Annotated in this window: 16 protein-coding genes and 2 pseudogenes; 5 read left to right on the forward strand and 13 right to left on the reverse strand. The window is 50.6% G+C overall.

Translation table 11 applies throughout. The features are described 5' to 3' along the window. Both tam and L3069_RS10910 read right to left on the reverse strand, forming a co-directional pair. Window positions 1–759: a trans-aconitate 2-methyltransferase gene (gene tam, locus L3069_RS10905; protein WP_032624253.1), complete on the reverse strand. Its 759-nt coding sequence runs from the start codon at window positions 757–759 to the stop codon at window positions 1–3. Window positions 760–843: 84 nt separating this feature from the next. Beyond that, window positions 844–1428 (reverse strand): NUDIX domain-containing protein, encoded by a 585-nt coding sequence (locus tag L3069_RS10910; RefSeq protein ID WP_022648128.1) that lies wholly within the window; start codon window positions 1426–1428, stop codon window positions 844–846. An 86-nt stretch (window positions 1429–1514) separates the two neighbouring features. Between L3069_RS10910 and L3069_RS10915 the strand changes: the two genes are divergently transcribed. Further along, window positions 1515–2273, forward strand: coding sequence for a DeoR/GlpR family DNA-binding transcription regulator (locus L3069_RS10915; protein ID WP_022648129.1), 759 nt, complete (start codon window positions 1515–1517; stop codon window positions 2271–2273). A gap of 104 nt (window positions 2274–2377) precedes the next feature. Further along, window positions 2378–3670: a glycoside hydrolase family 28 protein gene (locus L3069_RS10920; RefSeq protein ID WP_038416063.1), complete on the forward strand. Its 1293-nt coding sequence runs from the start codon at window positions 2378–2380 to the stop codon at window positions 3668–3670. A 224-nt stretch (window positions 3671–3894) separates the two neighbouring features. On the opposite strand, the gene L3069_RS10925 is transcribed toward L3069_RS10920, so the two are convergent. The 3 genes and pseudogenes from L3069_RS10925 to L3069_RS10935 form a co-directional block, all read right to left on the reverse strand. After that, window positions 3895–4863 (reverse strand): IS5-like element IS903B family transposase, encoded by a 969-nt coding sequence (locus tag L3069_RS10925; RefSeq protein WP_022652343.1) that lies wholly within the window; start codon window positions 4861–4863, stop codon window positions 3895–3897. A 30-nt stretch (window positions 4864–4893) separates the two neighbouring features. Next, window positions 4894–5460: pseudogene (locus L3069_RS10930) on the reverse strand (MFS transporter); the annotation flags it as partial. 86 nt (window positions 5461–5546) lie between these two features. Then, window positions 5547–6704 carry an iron-containing alcohol dehydrogenase gene (locus L3069_RS10935; RefSeq protein WP_021243026.1) on the reverse strand — a complete coding sequence of 386 codons (1158 nt, stop codon included), beginning with the start codon at window positions 6702–6704 and terminating at the stop codon, window positions 5547–5549. Window positions 6705–6897: 193 nt separating this feature from the next. Here L3069_RS10935 and L3069_RS10940 point away from each other — a divergent pair, with 193 nt between their 5' ends. Further along, on the forward strand, window positions 6898–7791 hold the full coding sequence (locus L3069_RS10940; protein WP_012695469.1) for a LysR family transcriptional regulator: 894 nt from the start codon (window positions 6898–6900) through the stop codon (window positions 7789–7791). Between the two features lie 136 nt (window positions 7792–7927). Here the strand turns inward: L3069_RS10940 and L3069_RS10945 are convergent, their stop codons facing one another. The 3 genes and pseudogenes from L3069_RS10945 to L3069_RS10955 form a co-directional block, all read right to left on the reverse strand. Next, window positions 7928–8743, reverse strand: coding sequence for an aminoglycoside O-phosphotransferase APH(3')-Ia (locus L3069_RS10945; RefSeq protein WP_012695470.1), 816 nt, complete (start codon window positions 8741–8743; stop codon window positions 7928–7930). Between the two features lie 160 nt (window positions 8744–8903). Then, a complete protein-coding gene (locus L3069_RS10950) occupies window positions 8904–9872 on the reverse strand; it encodes an IS5-like element IS903B family transposase (RefSeq protein ID WP_013815099.1) in 969 nt (322 codons plus the stop codon). A 31-nt stretch (window positions 9873–9903) separates the two neighbouring features. Next, window positions 9904–10275, reverse strand: a pseudogene (locus L3069_RS10955) (IS5/IS1182 family transposase); the annotation flags it as partial. 74 nt (window positions 10276–10349) lie between these two features. Between L3069_RS10955 and L3069_RS10960 the strand changes: the two are divergent. Further along, the gene (locus L3069_RS10960) at window positions 10350–10982 is read left to right on the forward strand and encodes a hypothetical protein (RefSeq protein WP_001567369.1); all 633 of its coding nucleotides are present in this window, start codon (window positions 10350–10352) and stop codon (window positions 10980–10982) included. Between the two features lie 28 nt (window positions 10983–11010). On the opposite strand, the gene L3069_RS10965 is transcribed toward L3069_RS10960, so the two are convergent. From L3069_RS10965 to L3069_RS10980, 4 genes are all read right to left on the reverse strand, one after another. Beyond that, window positions 11011–12414 carry an ISNCY-like element ISKpn21 family transposase gene (locus L3069_RS10965; RefSeq protein WP_001567368.1) on the reverse strand — a complete coding sequence of 468 codons (1404 nt, stop codon included), beginning with the start codon at window positions 12412–12414 and terminating at the stop codon, window positions 11011–11013. 460 nt (window positions 12415–12874) lie between these two features. Next, window positions 12875–13360 carry a GNAT family N-acetyltransferase gene (locus L3069_RS10970; protein WP_038416064.1) on the reverse strand — a complete coding sequence of 162 codons (486 nt, stop codon included), beginning with the start codon at window positions 13358–13360 and terminating at the stop codon, window positions 12875–12877. Then, window positions 13348–13614, reverse strand: a complete 267-nt coding sequence (locus tag L3069_RS10975) for a DUF1778 domain-containing protein (protein WP_003857131.1) — start codon at window positions 13612–13614, stop codon at window positions 13348–13350. Before L3069_RS10975 ends, L3069_RS10970 begins: the two co-directional genes overlap by 13 nt. Before the next feature lie 63 nt (window positions 13615–13677). Continuing rightward, window positions 13678–14607, reverse strand: a complete 930-nt coding sequence (locus tag L3069_RS10980; RefSeq protein WP_038416065.1) for a LysR family transcriptional regulator — start codon at window positions 14605–14607, stop codon at window positions 13678–13680. A 129-nt stretch (window positions 14608–14736) separates the two neighbouring features. Between L3069_RS10980 and L3069_RS10985 the strand changes: the two genes are divergently transcribed. Then, window positions 14737–16125, forward strand: coding sequence for an MFS transporter (locus tag L3069_RS10985; protein WP_038416066.1), 1389 nt, complete (start codon window positions 14737–14739; stop codon window positions 16123–16125). On the opposite strand, the gene L3069_RS10990 is transcribed toward L3069_RS10985, so the two are convergent. Then, window positions 16104–16661 (reverse strand): OmpH family outer membrane protein, encoded by a 558-nt coding sequence (locus tag L3069_RS10990; protein WP_023300131.1) that lies wholly within the window; start codon window positions 16659–16661, stop codon window positions 16104–16106. The genes L3069_RS10985 and L3069_RS10990 overlap by 22 nt on opposite strands. Window positions 16662–16778: the final 117 nt, after the last annotated feature.

Raw genomic sequence — 16778 nt, forward strand, 5'->3', positions numbered from 1 at the left:
TTACGGAACCCGCTGAGCAACCATAAACAGGCGCGGAAAAGCCAGCAGTATCTGCCCGTTCTCCTGGAGCGGATACTGCTCTTCCAGCAGCTCGAGGTAGCGTTTCAGAAAGTTTTGCTGCTCGCTCTCGTTGAGATCCTGTAGCCACGGCCGTAACCCCGTCGCGCTGACCCAGTCAATAATCGCCTGATGAGAGCTCATCTGATGAAAGTAGGTGGTGCGCCAGATATCCACGTCGCATCCCGCGTCCGTCAGAATATCATAGTAGGCATGAATACCCGGCAGCTGCTCGCGGCCACGATCGGGGTAGCCCTGTTCCCAGGCAACTTCACGCATCAGGGCGTGCGTCGGCTCAAGCCAGTTGTCAGGCATTTGTATCGCCAGCACGCCGTTTAACTGGAGCAGTGAAACCAGATGCGGCAGAAGGTGGTAATGGTCCGGGATCCATTGCAGGGAAGCGTTGGCGTAGATCAGGCTGAGAGGCTGGTCAGGTTTGTAGTGACGGATATCCGATTCAACAAAGTGGCAGTCTGGCAGGGCCTGTCGGGCTTCCTCCAGCATCGCCGGGGAGTTATCCACACCGGCTATCTGCGCTGAAGGCCAGCGTTGTTTCAGCAGCGCGGTGCTGTTGCCTGGCCCGCAGCCCAAATCCACGCCAGAGGTTATGTCAGCAAGCGGCACCCGGGCCAGTAACTCAGCGGCGGGACGTGTGCGTTCTGCGCTGTATTGTAGATACAGAGAAGGATCCCAGTCGGCCATTTTCGCATCTCCATGTTGAGGTGTTCAGCAAGAATAGCACAGGCAAATACCTGCGCAGGGGCAGGTATCCGGATAAACGTGAGATTATAAAATGCCTTTCAGGGCCACGTGATAAAGCAGCATGATGGTTTTACCGTCGACGATCTGGCCATTCTCGATGCCACGAAGCGCGTCGTCCAGCGTCATTTCCAGCACGTCGATATCTTCCCCCTCTGCTTTAACGCCGCCGCCCGCGCTGGTCCGATCCTGCGGGTGATATTCCGCCAGATAGAAGTAGAGTTTTTCGGTAACGGAGCCCGGGCTCATATAGGCCTCAAAAATTTTCTCTACGCGCGTCACCTTATACCCGGTTTCCTCTTCCGCTTCGGCCTTAATCCGGCTTTCCGGGTCAAGGTTATCGAGCAACCCGGCAGCCGCCTCAATGAGATCCTCTTCGTGACCATTGATAAACACAGGGAAACGAAACTGACGTGTAAGAATGACTGTTTTGCTGTCGCGATTATAGAGCAGGATCGTCGCGCCATTCCCGCGGTCATACACTTCACGCTCTTGCCGCTGCCAGTCACCATCGCTGCGCTGGAGGTCAAAAGTGTATTTTTTCAGGTTATACCAGTTGTCGGACAACGTTTCGCTGTTGATGATGCGTATATCTGCACGTTTTGATTGCACGTTTGGCTCTCCTCTCGTAGAGTATGCATCATAAACAGCATTTTCGTGTAATTACAATAATTATCGTGCAACATCAGGACTAATTCATGCTCACAAGTCAGCGTAAACAGTTGATTCTGGAAAAGCTGGAGGCGGAAGGCCAGGTCCAGTCAACTGCGCTCAGCCTCTTTTTCTCGGTGTCTGAGGACACTATCCGCCGGGATCTACGTGAACTGGCGGCAGAAGGGCGTTTGCAGCGTGTCCACGGCGGCGCGCTTCCGGCATCTTCAGCGATTGCGCCTTTTGCCGAGCGTCAGTCCGTTAAAATGGATGCAAAAAAACGCGTGGCACGTCGGGGCGCGCAGCTCATTTCACCGGGGCAGGTGGTGATCATTGATGGCGGGACGACCACCTCAGAACTTATTACCTTCTTGCCGCCAGATTTGCGGGTAACCGTGGTGACGCACAGCCCGGGTATTGCATTGGGGCTGGTCAACCATCCGTGCATAGAGGTGATCCTGATTGGCGGTCGTTTGTATAAACACTCCATCGTCACGGTCGGCGCGGCCGCTATTGAAGGCATCAACAATATTCATGCGGATCTGTTTTTCATGGGTGTCACCGGCGTGCATCCTGAGGCCGGGCTGACCACCGGAGATTATGAAGAAGCATGCATCAAACGTGCATTTTCCGGCAGAGCGGCGGAAACGGTGGTATTGGCCTCACCGGAAAAGATCAACACGGCCTCGGCGTTTGTGATTGGCGATTTGTCGCTGGTGAATACGCTCGTTGTTGAAAACACAACGGATGAACGCTGGGTCAACGCTATGAAAGAAAAGGGCGTTGCGGTGATCGCCAGCCAGTAAATATCCGCTTTTTTGCCAGCCTGCCTGCGTGGCTGTCAAACAGACAAAGGTTATCCATCACGCGGATTCCTAGACTAAGGCTTTCATCTGTTTAAGGAAAAGCCATGAAAGCGATCTCCATTCTGGCGTATGGCGCGGACCCAACCGCTCAACGCCTGGCAACGTCCGCCATTCAGCAGGCCATAAAAAGTGCTCAACAGAACGATGTCATCGTTATTCCGCAAGGCCGTTTTCTGACCGGAGCGTTGTTTCTGAAAAGCGGTGTTTCACTTCGCCTGGACGCTGGCGCACAGCTCGTTGGAAGCCAGGATCTGGCTGATTATCCCCTGATAAATACCCGGGTAGCCGGCATTGATATGCGTTGGCCGGCAGGCATTATTAATATCATCGATTGTGAAAACGTCAGCATTACCGGTACAGGCACGATAGACGGGCAGGGTGCAATTTGGTGGCAACGCTACTGGGGCGATGACGAGCGCAGCGGCATGGTCGGCGATTACAGCGCAAGAGGATTGCGCTGGGTTGTTGATTATGACTGTCAGCGCCCGCGCAATATTCTGGTCTTTGAAAGCCAGAGCATTCTGCTGCGTGATTTTACCAGTCGGGAGTCCGGATTCTGGAACATGCACCTCTGTTATTCGCGCCATATCGCGGTTGAGGGCGTGCAAATCAGCAATTCTGCGGGGCCGAGCACCGACGGGATTGACGTCGACTCCTGCGAACAGGTGCGGATTGAACGCTGCATTGTGTCCTGCAATGACGACAATATCTGCATCAAATCAGGACGAGGACGCGAAGCGGCGCAAAAAGCTCGTGCCGCGCGGGATATAGTGATTCGAGGATGTACGCTGAATAAGGTATCCGGGATCACACTGGGGAGTGAAACTTCAGGTGGCATTGAACGCGTCCTGATAGAAGATAACGCGTTTAACGGAACGGGCGTCGGGTTTCGCATTAAATCTGCTCGCAACCGGGGCGGATTTATCCGTGATATCACCGTACAAAATCTACGGCTTACGGACGTGCGTTTTCCGGTGCTGATCCAGCTGAACTGGTTTCCGCAGTATAGCTATGGCGACCAGAGCAATTTATCTGATAAACCAGAACACTGGCGCAAACTGGCTGAAGGTGTTGAGGGCGAAGCCGGTCTTACTGCGGTCAGCGGACTGACGATTAAAAATATGACGGCGCGTCGATCAGACAGCAAATGCTTTTCGCGGGCATTTTTCATCGAGGGATATCCGGAGCGTCCTGTGGTTGGGTTAACGCTGGAGGGGATTTTGATTGACGCGTCAGAGTTCGGGAAAATTTCTGGTGTGGATGGGCTGCGCTTTAAGGATGTACAGGTGACTGCCGTGGAGATCACGCAAGACCGTAACGACTGTTATGAACGTTGATGGCATAGAACAGAGGGACATGATGCGCGGAATGAGTAGAACAAGGATGGGTCTGAACTGGCTGGATTTACTCGTATTCAATCTATGTCAAGGCTCAATTGAAATGTCCGTTATCCAGCTCAATTAAAATGACCACTTTGATCTCTCATTCTCTTTACTGATAGACTTGGCTTTGTTGAATAAATCAGATTTCGGGTAAGTCTCCCCCGTAGCGGGTTGTGTTTTCAGGCAATACGCACGCTTTCAGGCATACCTGCTTTCGTCATTTTGTTCAGCGCTCGTACCAGGGCCATAGCCTCCGCAACCTGACCATCGTAGTCACGCAGCGTCAGTGAACCCCCGAACAGCTGTTTTACCCGGTACATCGCCGTTTCCGCTATCGAGCGACGGTTGTAATCTGTTGTCCATTTCCACCGCGCATTACTCCCGGTCATTCGCTGATTAGCCACTGCACGGTTACGGTCTGCATATTCACCGGGCCAGTAACCCGCACCTTTTCGGGGTGGGATAAGCGCGCTGATTTTCTTACGCCGCAGTTCATCGTGACAGAGCCGGGTGTCGTAAGCGCCGTCTGCCGATGCTGCCCTGATTTTTCTGTGAGTCTGCCGGATAAGACCCGGGAAGGCTTCTGAGTCCGTCACATTGTTCAGCGACAGGTCTGCACAGATGATTTCATGTGTGTTGCTGTCAACTGCCAGATGCAACTTTCGCCATATACGACGGCGTTCCTGGCCATGCTTTTTGACTTTCCACTCGCCTTCACCAAAGACCTTCAGCCCGGTGGAATCAATCACCAGATGCGCGATTTCACCCCGGGTGAACGTTTTGAAACTGACGTTAACCGACTTTGCCCGCCTGCTGACACAGCTGTAATCCGGGCAGCGTAGCGGAACGTTCATCAGAGAAAAAATGGAATCAATAAAGCCCTGCGCAGCGCGCAGGGTCAGCCTGAATACGCGTTTAATGACCAGCACAGTCGTGATGGCAAGGTCAGAATAGCGCTGAGGTCTGCCTCGTGAAGAAGGTGTTGCTGACTCATACCAGGCCTGAATAGCTTCATCATCCAGCCAGAAAGTTATGGAGCCACGGTTGATGAGGGCTTTATTGTAGGTGGGCCAGTTGGTGATTTTGAACTTTTGCTTTGCCACGGAACGGTCTGCGTTGTCGGGAAGATGCGTGATCTGATCCTTCAACTCAGCAAAAGTTCGATTTATTCAACAAAGCCGCCCCGCAGAGTCCGGAACGCTGATACGGATCCATATCATTAGTAACAGCGAAAGTACTGACATAATACCGAACGTCAGGCGCCAGCCAAGATAATGCCCAAGCCAGGTTCCCAGCGGAACGCCTAGTGAGAGCGCCAGCGGTGTCCCAGCCATGGCTATCGCCATAGCCCGACCCTGATGAAGCGGCTCAACAATTCGGCGTGAAAACCCCGCCAGCAGGCTCCACGCCAGTCCCGCAGCCGCCCCGGCCCCCAAACGCGCTAACAGGGTCAGGTAAACATTTGATGAAAGTGCGGTAATGGTATTAAAAATGAAGAATCCCGCTACGGTCATTAATAAGACATATTTCCGATTCCACGACCGGGTAACGATAGTTAACGGAATAGCGGCAAATAATGACCCGAGGGCGTAGACGGTGACCCACTGGCCTGCGCTAGCCAGCGAAATATTCATTCCCTTACTGATTTCTGGCAATAATCCTGCTGGAATAGTTTCCGTCATGATGCAAATAAATCCGGTCATCGCAAAAGCCATTAATGGCATATAGGGAAATGTGTCATTCATTTTCTGCATTTTGCAATACCGTTAATGTTTAATTAAGCCTGCCAGGTGCGCAGGCTTAGCGCCTAATAGAGTAGATCGTTAGTCAATTAAAGTGCCATGTTCAGTATTGTTTCCGCCACTTCAGCAGTAATTTTTCCATGTTCACCTAATGCGATGTGCCCATGTTCTTTTAACTTGCCGATAACAGCTGAAATATCTTCCGCGCCCAGACCATAATCAGAAAGTCGGGTTTTAACGCCCATCAGTTCAAAAAATTCCACGGTGGCATTGATAGCCTCATCGGCCATTTTTTCGCTATCAGACTCAGGAATATTCCAGACACGCGCACCGTACTGAGCCAGCTTTTCTGCTTTTTCCTTTTTGCACAAGCGCCATAGTGCAGGCATAACGATAGCGAGGGTACGGGCGTGGTCGATTCCGTATAATGCAGTAATTTCCTGGCCAATCATGTGAGAAGCCCAGTCAGTTGGGACACCTGCGCTCAACATTCCATTCAGGGCCATCGTCGCAGCCCACATGATGTTAGCTCTGGCGTCGTAGTTCTGTGGATTTTTAAGGGCTACTGGGCCTTCTTCTTTCAGCGTGCTCAGCAGTCCTTCCGCCAGGCGATCCTGCACCTTAGCGTTAACCGGGTAAGTAATGTATTGCTCAAGAACGTGGACAAAGGCATCAACAACCCCGTTTGCGGTTTGTTGTTCAGGCAGCGTGTAGGTCATTTCCGGTTCGAGCACTGAAAATTTCGGCATAACGTAAGGGGAGGTGAAAAAGAGTTTATCCTGGGTGGTCACCCGATTAATCACCGCCGTGTTATTCATCTCTGAACCCGTGGCCGCCAGGGTCAGCACGCATCCAAAAGGGAGAGCTTGTTTCACCACGCCGCCATAACTCTTGACGATCTCCCATGGATCATTTTCGTAGAGGGCTGCGGCGGCAATAAATTTAGTCCCGTCGATCACTGAACCGCCGCCCACGGCCAGAAGAAAATCAATTTTTTCTGTTCTGACAATCTCAACGGCTTTCATCAGGGTTTCATAATGAGGGTTTGCTTCTACACCGCCAAACTCATAAACCAGGGTGTTTGTCAGGGACTCTTTTACGCGTTTCAATATACCGTGTTTTATAACGCTGCCCCCGCCATAGACAATCATGACCTTTTTACCCTGCGGGACTTCTTGTGCTAACGCAGAAATTTGATCGCGACCAAAAAGAATTTTTACCGGATTATGATAGATAAAATCTTGCATAATGATTACCTCATTTTCAGAATTAAAAGCCGTCACTACAACGAGGACATATTCACGTCGTGGAATATAAAGTACCATTTTGAATTTTATTTATTAATCAACATAAATTTCACTTACTTGTGAAATTTATTTGATAATTAATGACAGACTGGTACGCTGACGTCTCCAGTAGGGACCGAGGAGGAGGAATCGTGTGGATGAATTAAAGGTTTTTTTAACAGTGGCCAGGCTGAAAAGCTTTACCAAAGCCGCAGCTGAAATAGGTGTGACACCCTCAGCCATCAGCCACACGGTGAAATCTCTTGAGGAAAGGCTTGGGATCCGCCTGCTGGCCAGAACCACCCGCAGTATCTCCACTACGGAAGCAGGTGAAAGGCTCATTAACGAAGTTGGCCCGTTAATGGAACAGGTTGATGATGCTATTAGTCGGTTGAGTGAGCTTAGGGAAAAACCCACTGGCGTCATACGCCTCACGGCGGCAGATGATGTTATCCAGTATTTGATCCGTCCTGTATTACCGGACTTTCTGAGTCGCTACCCAGATATTCAGATTGAAATCGGCATTGACTATGGATTTACAGATATTGTTGATCAGCGTTTTGATGCCGGGATTCGTCCGGGCGATGTTCTGAATAATGATATGATTGCCGCAAAAATAAGCCAGAACTGGCGCCAGCTTGTTGTTGCTGCACCAGATTATTTTAAGCGTTATGCTAAGCCCAGGAAGCCGCAGGATCTTTTGAACCACAACTGCATTAACGTCCGCTATTCTGATACGAGTGGATTGTACGCCTGGGAATTCGAGAAAGATGCTCAGAAATTCAGTCTGAAAGTCAAAGGGCAATATATTGCGAACAGCACGATTCATCAGCTCGATGCAGCATTAGACGGGCTGGGGATTGCCTATATTCCCGAGTATGTTGCAGATGGATATATCAAAAGCGGCAAGCTGATTGCTGTTCTGACCGAGTGGTGTCCATATTTTGACGGCTACCATATTTATTATCCTCACCGCCGACAGGATTCTCCTGCGTTTATGGCTTTTCTGCAACTTTTGCGCGACAGGTACAATAATGGAATAAGATAAATTTATGAGTAAAGGATTATGTCCACGATAAGCACCTGGGTCGATTCCTGGGAGGCGGCCATGAGGGTAGGGAAGCGCCGTCCCGTCAAGTCAGCGTAATGCTCTGCCAGTGTTACAACCAATTAACCAATTCTGATTAGAAAAACTCATCGAGCATCAAATGAAACTGCAATTTATTCATATCAGGATTATCAATACCATATTTTTGAAAAAGCCGTTTCTGTAATGAAGGAGAAAACTCACCGAGGCAGTTCCATAGGATGGCAAGATCCTGGTATCGGTCTGCGATTCCGACTCGTCCAACATCAATACAACCTATTAATTTCCCCTCGTCAAAAATAAGGTTATCAAGTGAGAAATCACCATGAGTGACGACTGAATCCGGTGAGAATGGCAAAAGCTTATGCATTTCTTTCCAGACTTGTTCAACAGGCCAGCCATTACGCTCGTCATCAAAATCACTCGCATCAACCAAACCGTTATTCATTCGTGATTGCGCCTGAGCGAGACGAAATACGCGATCGCTGTTAAAAGGACAATTACAAACAGGAATCGAATGCAACCGGCGCAGGAACGCTGCCAGCGCATCAACAATATTTTCACCTGAATCAGGATATTCTTCTAATACCTGGAATGCTGTTTTCCCGGGGATCGCAGTGGTGAGTAACCATGCATCATCAGGAGTACGGATAAAATGCTTGATGGTCGGAAGAGGCATAAATGCCGTCAGCCAGTTTAGTCTGACCATCTCATCTGTAACATCATTGGCAACGCTACCTTTGCCATGTTTCAGAAACAACTCTGGCGCATCGGGCTTCCCATACAATCGATAGATTGTCGCACCTGATTGCCCGACATTATCGCGAGCCCATCTATACCCATATAAATCAACATCCAGGTTGGAATTTAATCGCGGCCTCGAGCAAGACGTTTCCCGTTGAATATGGCTCATAACACCCCTTGTATTACTGTTTATGTAAGCAGACAGTTTTATTGTTCATGATGATATATTTTTATCTTGTGCAATGTAACATCAGAGATTTTGAGACACAACGTGGCTTTGTTGAATAAATCAGATTTCGGGTAAGTCTCCCCCGTAGCGGGTTGTGTTTTCAGGCAATACGCACGCTTTCAGGCATACCTGCTTTCGTCATTTTGTTCAGCGCTCGTACCAGGGCCATAGCCTCCGCAACCTGACCATCGTAGTCACGCAGCGTCAGTGAACCCCCGAACAGCTGTTTTACCCGGTACATCGCCGTTTCCGCTATCGAGCGACGGTTGTAATCTGTTGTCCATTTCCACCGCGCATTACTCCCGGTCATTCGCTGATTAGCCACTGCACGGTTACGGTCTGCATATTCACCGGGCCAGTAACCCGCGCCTTTTCGGGGCGGGATAAGCGCGCTGATTTTCTTACGCCGCAGTTCATCGTGACAGAGCCGGGTGTCGTAAGCGCCGTCTGCCGATGCTGCCCTGATTTTTCTGTGAGTCTGCCGGATAAGACCCGGGAAGGCTTCTGAGTCCGTCACATTGTTCAGCGACAGGTCTGCACAGATGATTTCATGTGTTTTACTGTCAACGGCGAGATGCAGCTTACGCCAGATACGGCGGCGTTCCTGGCCATGCTTTTTGACTTTCCACTCGCCTTCACCGAAGACCTTCAGCCCGGTGGAATCAATCACCAGATGCGCGATTTCACCCCGGGTGGGCGTTTTGAAACTGACATTAACCGACTTTGCCCGCCTGCTGACACAGCTGTAATCCGGGCAGCGTAGCGGAACGTTCATCAGAGAAAAAATGGAATCAATAAAGCCCTGCGCAGCGCGCAGGGTCAGCCTGAACACGCGTTTAATGACCAGCACAGTCGTGATGGCAAGGTCAGAATAGCGCTGAGGTCTGCCTCGTGAAGAAGGTGTTGCTGACTCATACCAGGCCTGAATAGCTTCATCATCCAGCCAGAAAGTTATGGAGCCACGGTTGATGAGGGCTTTATTGTAGGTGGGCCAGTTGGTGATTTTGAACTTTTGCTTTGCCACGGAACGGTCTGCGTTGTCGGGAAGATACGTGATCTGATCCTTCAACTCAGCAAAAGTTCGATTTATTCAACAAAGCCGTTTTGAAACTGACGTTAACCGACTTTGCCCGCCTGCTGACACAGCTGTAATCCGGGCAGCGTAGCGGAACGTTCATCAGAGAAAAAATGGAATCAATAAAGCCCTGCGCAGCGCGCAGGGTCAGCCTGAATACGCGTTTAATGACCAGCACAGTCGTGATGGCAAGGTCAGAATAGCGCTGAGGTCTGCCTCGTGAAGAAGGTGTTGCTGACTCATACCAGGCCTGAATAGCTTCATCATCCAGCCAGAAAGTTATGGAGCCACGGTTGATGAGGGCTTTATTGTAGGTGGGCCAGTTGGTGATTTTGAACTTTTGCTTTGCCACGGAACGGTCTGCGTTGTCGGGAAGATGCGTGATCTGATCCTTCAACTCAGCAAAAGTTCGATTTATTCAACAAAGCCGATAGACTTTCCTCCGACTGAAACAACAGGATGATTGAGCCCATGCTTCGATACGAGTTAACGCCGAACAATGCAGGTTTTATACTGTGGGGAGATTCAGAAGCCCTGAATGAATTACATGAACTCATTCATTACATCGTGGATGAAAGCCCACTGATTAAAGTTAAAGACGGATTTATGTTATCCCTTGCCTATGATATTCGTAAAGCACGGGAAGGTAATCGTCGTGTTGAGCAACATCAGTATGATCAACATGATACATATAAGCTTTATGGTGTTGAGCTTTTATGGCCTCTGGTCCTGGTACAGTCCTCAATACTCAGAAACTCAATGGGTTATATTCAGACAGACAAAAACCAGCTGTCTGTCATGTATGCCTTTGAATACCTGATAGAATCAGCATTAACAGAGTCTGAGAGAACAACGTCGAATGATATTATGCTAACAGTAAAATATGCATCAGACTCTGATTTTAATTTCATTGAGGATAATATTGACAGCAGGTGCTGCTATTTTATCAGCCTATCTCCGGAGCAAAGAAAAAAGCAGTTAATCAGTATTGTTCGTTCTTTTCATTCATTATGGGGTAAGTATGCCCGTGAAAAGCAGGACATAAAGATGCTGAACGAAATGAATAATACATCATGGGTCTGGCCGGACAATATCAACTGGTGAGCAACCACTGTCCGGCCAGTGAGTACCATCAGCGGGCTCTTTTACCAAAAATGTCCTCTGAACGTGACTGAAGCTGTTTGAGTGCTTCGAGCATGTCATCATTATCCAGTGAGCGCTGGGATTTCTTCCCTTCCTGCTTTGGCCGTCGTCGGGAAGGGCCATCTCCAGCGGGAATTGACTGAGAGCGCGTGTTATCCCGCTTGCTCTGCACCAGACTGATAAACTCCAGGGTTCGGCCAAGACGCTTGTTATCGACAATCGCGCCCTGGTCGATTTCTGACAGTCGGTCGTAGGTAGAGTAGGGAAGTAGCGTACCGTTCAGGCGCAGCTCTTTTCTGCCATCAGGATAGTGATACACATCGATATATTTACCTATTGCACGGCGACTCAGTTCGCTGTCTTCAATCAGGTACAACATTTTATCATATTGTATCGTCAACGATTTTGAGACTTTACGTTTTTCACGAACAGTGAAAATAAGCCCCAGGTCCTCATCATGTTCTACAGCACGGTGTACGTCAAAATCATGTCGCGGTACTTTGCCAAAACGGCGGTTATAGTCAGCCATATAGGCCTCAGCGAAGTCATTTGCAGCCTCCATTGAACAAATGCCCTGTAACCGCAGCTCTTTGACCAGACGATCCTGTAAAGTGAGGTGAGCTCGTTCTACACGCCCTTTGGCGGGACTGGTTTCTGCACAGATAGTCTGGATGTTCAGTTCATGCATGGCTCGCCCAAACTGAGTATGCCCGTCTCCGCCTGTGGCGTGTTTATTGTTAACACGAAAAACACCGGCTTTATCGCTGTACAGTGCCAGCGGTTTACCATGCTTATCGATATAGCGCCGCGTGGCTTCGAAGTAAGAAAACGTGGACTCCGATTTAACAAACAACAGTTCCATCAGTTTGCTGGTTGCATCATCAACATAGACCAGCGCGGTGCAGGCCGGGCCACGGCCTTCAAACCAGTCGTGATCACAGCCATCTATTTGTATCAGCTCACCAGTACACGGACGCCGGTACCGTGGTTGAGGGATCCTTGCGGCACGTTGTTTACGGGGAACCCATAAGCCAGCCCGCACCATGATGCGCCGGACAGTTTCTTTGCCAAGAAACAGTCCGTGGAGTTCTTCGAGCTTTTCACGCGCCAGAGTCGGACCGAAATCAGCATAACGCGTCTTGATCAGTTCCAGAGCCTGATCTGCGAGCCCGGGTGGCAACTGGCGGTTACCACGCATGCCACATCGTCTGCTGGCCATACCAAGCGGTCCGCCTTCACGGTAACGGGCAAGAAGTCTGCGGCATTGCCTGTCGCTGATACCGAGGTGCTCGGCCGCACGGCGCGTTGTGATGCGACGTTCAATGACGTCCTGTATAATCTTGATCCGGTTGATCTCTTTCAAAGTAAACACTCCTGAGCTTTCTGCGCTCATGATATGCCTCCCGGTAGTTTAAACGGACCAGTGAAGCTTACCATAGCGCGGACATCTGAATTGAGCCACAGGCGGACATTACTATTGAGCCATTACAATCTAAGTGCGCATAATGTATATTATGTTAAATTAGGTGGGTTTATTCTTTAGTTCATGAGTTCCTCTCTTTCAGGAACTTACCGATGAATCAGTCGGTTGCCTAAATTTAGTTGTGGACTTACGATGACTTCATAACGCAAAAATTACGGGGCATCCGCAAAGTTCATGGCATATTCCATCTAACATTTATCGAGGATCAGCCTGACCGCGGCACTGGTAAGTATTGTCATGCTTGGGCTTAGCGGCAGCTGTATCCTCTCTACCGCTTTCTATAAGATGCTGCTATTTACTTTGCATAACAGAGTCTGGCGCAAGCTTATCAGCCAGACGGGCTGAACATTCATTCCATAAAATCCCGCCGCTACTGAGGAAGCCTGAGAAACAGTGTCCGTTCCTGAGTCTGCGATGCTTTAAAACCATGGTGGATATAAAACGCTTTGGCGTCCTCAGTGAGTGCATGAACCATGATCGCCCGCACCCCAATATTCTCTGCTACCCGATAACAGCGTAAAACCGCATCCTGGAGTAAATCGGCTCCCAACCCTTTTCCGCGTATTGAGACATCGACAGCCAGACGGGCAAGAATAATCACGGGAATGGGATCCGGCATGTTACGCCGCAAATTACCTGTCGCTTCCGTATGGTTAACGCTGCCGGTAGCCAGAGAGTAAAATCCCGCGACCTGCTTTGTGCCCGTTTTACAAACGACAAACGTTCGGGCTGCGGCAAGCGCCTGGTTTTTCAGACCTCTTTGTTTTAACCATTCGTCAAGTACGGCCTCTCCACTGACGAACTCCGCCAGTTGATGGACGCTGGATAAGGGCTCTGGGGCGGTTACACGTCCCACTGAGGTTTCCTTGCCAGCAGTTTTTCTATGGCAGGATCGTCGGCGACCGGGGCATCAAGCATATCAATGAACTCTGCATACTGTTCATCGTTAAAATTGAATACACGCCGATCGAGGATCACATTTTCGGCTGCCTGACAGGCCATCTCCAGAATGAAGTCAGTACGTGATTTATGGAGGATCTCTGCGGCGGCATCGATAAGCGCCCGCTGGGATTCTTTGGCTCTAAGATTGAGTTGAACATCTGATTTCATGGGTATACCTCTTGTATAGCAATTGCTTTACAAGCATAGCATAAGCGGCGCGTATAGCAATCGCTATACAGGTCCCTTAATCATGTCTGACCTCTTCACTCTGCATATCGCAAGAATTTGCTCTCTCAGCCAGCGGTGCGCGGGATCGCGTTCCATTCTTGGGTGCCACATCTGTGATACCGTAATTAGACGGCTTTTGAACGGCAGCTCGAAAACCTGTACCTGGTCCGTTACCTGCTGATTGAGTAAATAGAGCGCGGGTATCATGGCGATAAGATCCGATGCCACCGCCACGGACAGCGCCGTCGGAAATCCCGGTACGACGCTCGCGATTTTACGTTTTGTTCCGAGTTCGGCCAGCGCATCGTCAACGGATCCGTGCAGTGCACCCTCGGGTGACGCTACCACATGGCCCCAGGCGACATAATCCTTCACCCCTATTTCTGCCTGCTTAGCCAGCGGATGCCCCTTACGCACGACGCCCACAAACCGATCCTCAAACAGTCGTTGCAGCCGTATTTCAGGCCCCATATTACTCTGGACGCCAATCTCCAGATCAACCAGCCCTTCCCGAAGATAGCGCGACGTTTTTTCCGGCTTAGGCGCAAAGCGTATACAGACGTCCGGCGCGGCGTCGGCCACAGCCGCTATAAGCGCAGGCCCAAACGCCACCACAAAACCATCGTTTGCCCTGATGGTAAAAAGTCGCGCCAGACTTCGCGCGCTGAACGTTTCAGTTGAGGGCTGTAATACCGCCCTGGCCTCGTGCACTGCACGCCTGGCACGGTCCCGGGTCGCTTCGGCCCACGGGGTCAGTACCATATTACGTCCGGCGCGCACCAGAATCGGATCGCCAGTGACGTCGCGTAACCTGCTTAATGTCCGGCTCATTGCCGAGGTGCTGAGGTTCAGACGACGTGCCGCGCCTGCCACGCTCGCTTCGCTCAGCAATATGTCGAGTGCTATCAGCAAATTAAAATCGGGTTCGGACATCTCCTTCCTCCCTGTAGATTCAGATAAGGCGTTTCATGCAACGATAAAGTGCAAATGGTGCGCCTTCCGCCCTGCAAAAGCCATCTTTATAGTTTTGTCATCCACACACTCTTCTCTAAGGACAACAAGATGATGCTTTTTTCCAGCCAACCCGGCGACGATGGACTGCCTGGCCCGACGCGCGCACGGGTGATGGCCGCGATAATGACCACCACGTTAATGGGCGTGTTTGATGGCACCATGATCAATATTGCCCTGCCCTCCATGGCTCAGGAGATGCAGGTGCCAGCCAGTTATGCCGTCTGGTTCGCCAACGGGTATCTGCTGGCGGCTGCAATGATGCTGGCGATATTCGCGGCGCTTGCGGCCCGCCTGGGTTATCGCCCCGTATTTCTGGCAGGCCTGACGACCTTTACCCTGACATCGCTGGGTTGCGCGCTGGCGAAAACGCCCGAAGTGCTTATCGGTATGCGCGTGCTCCAGGGGATCGGCGGCGCAGCGACGCTGAGTATTGCTCCCGCGATACTGCGGTCCGTATTTCCCGGACGATTGCTTGGCCGCATTCTGGGTTTACACGCCCTGCTCATCGCCTCCAGCTCCGCTATCGGCCCGGTATTGGGCGGTACGATCCTTCACACCCTGAGCTGGCAATGGCTTTTTGCGATAAACGTTCTTCCCGGCACCCTCGCCTTGCTGCTGGCGGTCAAAGCGCTGCCGCGGGATGCGGTTCGAAAGCAAGCGCCCTTTGACACCCTGGGCGCCATATTGTCGGCGCTGCTATTGGGTTCGACGATCGTGGCGGCGAACAGCCTCCAGGATGCTACTTATCACACAGGTAGTCTTTGCTGGACGGTTCTCGCTGCGCTGAGCGGCATGGCTTTTATCTGGCAGATCCGCCGCACGGATAACCCCTTACTGCCGCCAGCCATATTCAAAAATGATCGTTTTACCCTCGCGGCCTTAACGTCGATGATTGCTTTTGTCAGCCAGGGTATCACCTTTATTGCGCTACCCTTCCTGTTTCAGAGCGAATACGGCTACAGTCCGGTGATTTCTGCCCTGCTATTTACGCCGTGGCCGTTAGGGATCGTGCTGATTGCGCCGCATGCAGGCCGGTGGGCGGACACGATTTCAGCCCCGGTGATTTCAACCCTGGGGCTGATGATTTTTGTCGTCGGTTTGATTCTGCTGGCAACATTACCCGCCAGCCCTTCGATGTGGGATATCTGCCTGCGAAGCCTGGTTTGCGGGATGGGATTTGGCTGCTTTCAGAGTCCCAATAACCGGGAAATGCTCTCAAACGTTAGTCGTGACTATGCGAGCTATGCATCCGGTGTGTTATCCATTATGCGCACGTTCGGGCAATGTCTGGGGGCCGCCGCTGTGGGCGTACTGCTGGCAACAAATGAGAGATCAATTCATGCTGCACTGTGGATCGCTGCGGCGGCTTCTGCGGTAGCGGTCATCGTCAGCGCGAGCCGACTGCGTAAAATCACTCATCCTGCGGAAACAGGTTGAGCGAGCAAAAGCTCCCGGGTCGCATCTTCAAAATTAGGGCGCGGCCCGTACACCACTTTTACATGCTGTAATTCATTAATGATTTCATTACTGATGTCGTGACCATAATCCACTGTAGAGGCGCTATCTTTATTGAAAACGACCGAATAGTGATGATCTATTCTGTATTTTTCAACGGTATCAGATATGACTCGCTGGCTTATATGCCGCAGGCGACCCTGCTCTGCCCGCAGTTGCGTGTTTTTACTCATATCATCGATCGCTTTCATTTCACGGCGCAAGGGTTCTGGCAGAGCGTAATATTTTTTCTCAACTTCAAGCGCGGATTTTTTAGCTAATGCGAGAAGTATTTCGTTCTGCTTTTTTTCCTGTGCCAGTAACGGTGATTCACGCAGGATCCGCTTGTAAGAAATACATGCAACCCCTTTTTGTCCGGCGTGAGGCTTAAGGTGACCGTTAAAAGAATATAATCCTACAAGACACACAAAAATTAACAGAATGAATGAAAAGCGTGGCTCAGACCGTTTAGTAATCATTGTCAGTTCCACCGAATAAATAGGGTCGCAGAGGAAATGTACACGACAGAAACACATAACGGTAGCGCAGGGGTGTACAAAAATAAACCGCAGCGCTACCCCCTGTCATGATCAAAG

This window comes from Enterobacter cloacae complex sp. ECL411, assembly GCF_021869665.1.
In the GTDB taxonomy this organism is placed as follows: Bacteria; Pseudomonadota; Gammaproteobacteria; order Enterobacterales; family Enterobacteriaceae; genus Enterobacter; species Enterobacter intestinihominis.

Excerpts from the sequence above, each read along its gene's own strand:
- L3069_RS10945 (WP_012695470.1), bottom strand. The coding sequence starts at position 8,743 with ATGAGCCATATTCAACGGGAAACGTCTTGCTCGAGGCCGCGATTAAAT.
- L3069_RS10975 (WP_003857131.1), bottom strand. The coding sequence starts at position 13,614 with ATGAAATCAGATGTTCAACTCAATCTTAGAGCCAAAGAATCCCAGCGG.
- L3069_RS10985 (WP_038416066.1), top strand. The coding sequence starts at position 14,737 with ATGATGCTTTTTTCCAGCCAACCCGGCGACGATGGACTGCCTGGCCCG.
- tam (WP_032624253.1), bottom strand. The coding sequence starts at position 759 with ATGGCCGACTGGGATCCTTCTCTGTATCTACAATACAGCGCAGAACGC.
- L3069_RS10990 (WP_023300131.1), bottom strand. The coding sequence starts at position 16,661 with ATGATTACTAAACGGTCTGAGCCACGCTTTTCATTCATTCTGTTAATT.
- L3069_RS10920 (WP_038416063.1), top strand. The coding sequence starts at position 2,378 with ATGAAAGCGATCTCCATTCTGGCGTATGGCGCGGACCCAACCGCTCAA.
- L3069_RS10935 (WP_021243026.1), bottom strand. The coding sequence starts at position 6,704 with ATGCAAGATTTTATCTATCATAATCCGGTAAAAATTCTTTTTGGTCGC.
- L3069_RS10965 (WP_001567368.1), bottom strand. The coding sequence starts at position 12,414 with ATGAGCGCAGAAAGCTCAGGAGTGTTTACTTTGAAAGAGATCAACCGG.
- L3069_RS10960 (WP_001567369.1), top strand. The coding sequence starts at position 10,350 with ATGCTTCGATACGAGTTAACGCCGAACAATGCAGGTTTTATACTGTGG.
- L3069_RS10915 (WP_022648129.1), top strand. The coding sequence starts at position 1,515 with ATGCTCACAAGTCAGCGTAAACAGTTGATTCTGGAAAAGCTGGAGGCG.
- L3069_RS10980 (WP_038416065.1), bottom strand. The coding sequence starts at position 14,607 with ATGTCCGAACCCGATTTTAATTTGCTGATAGCACTCGACATATTGCTG.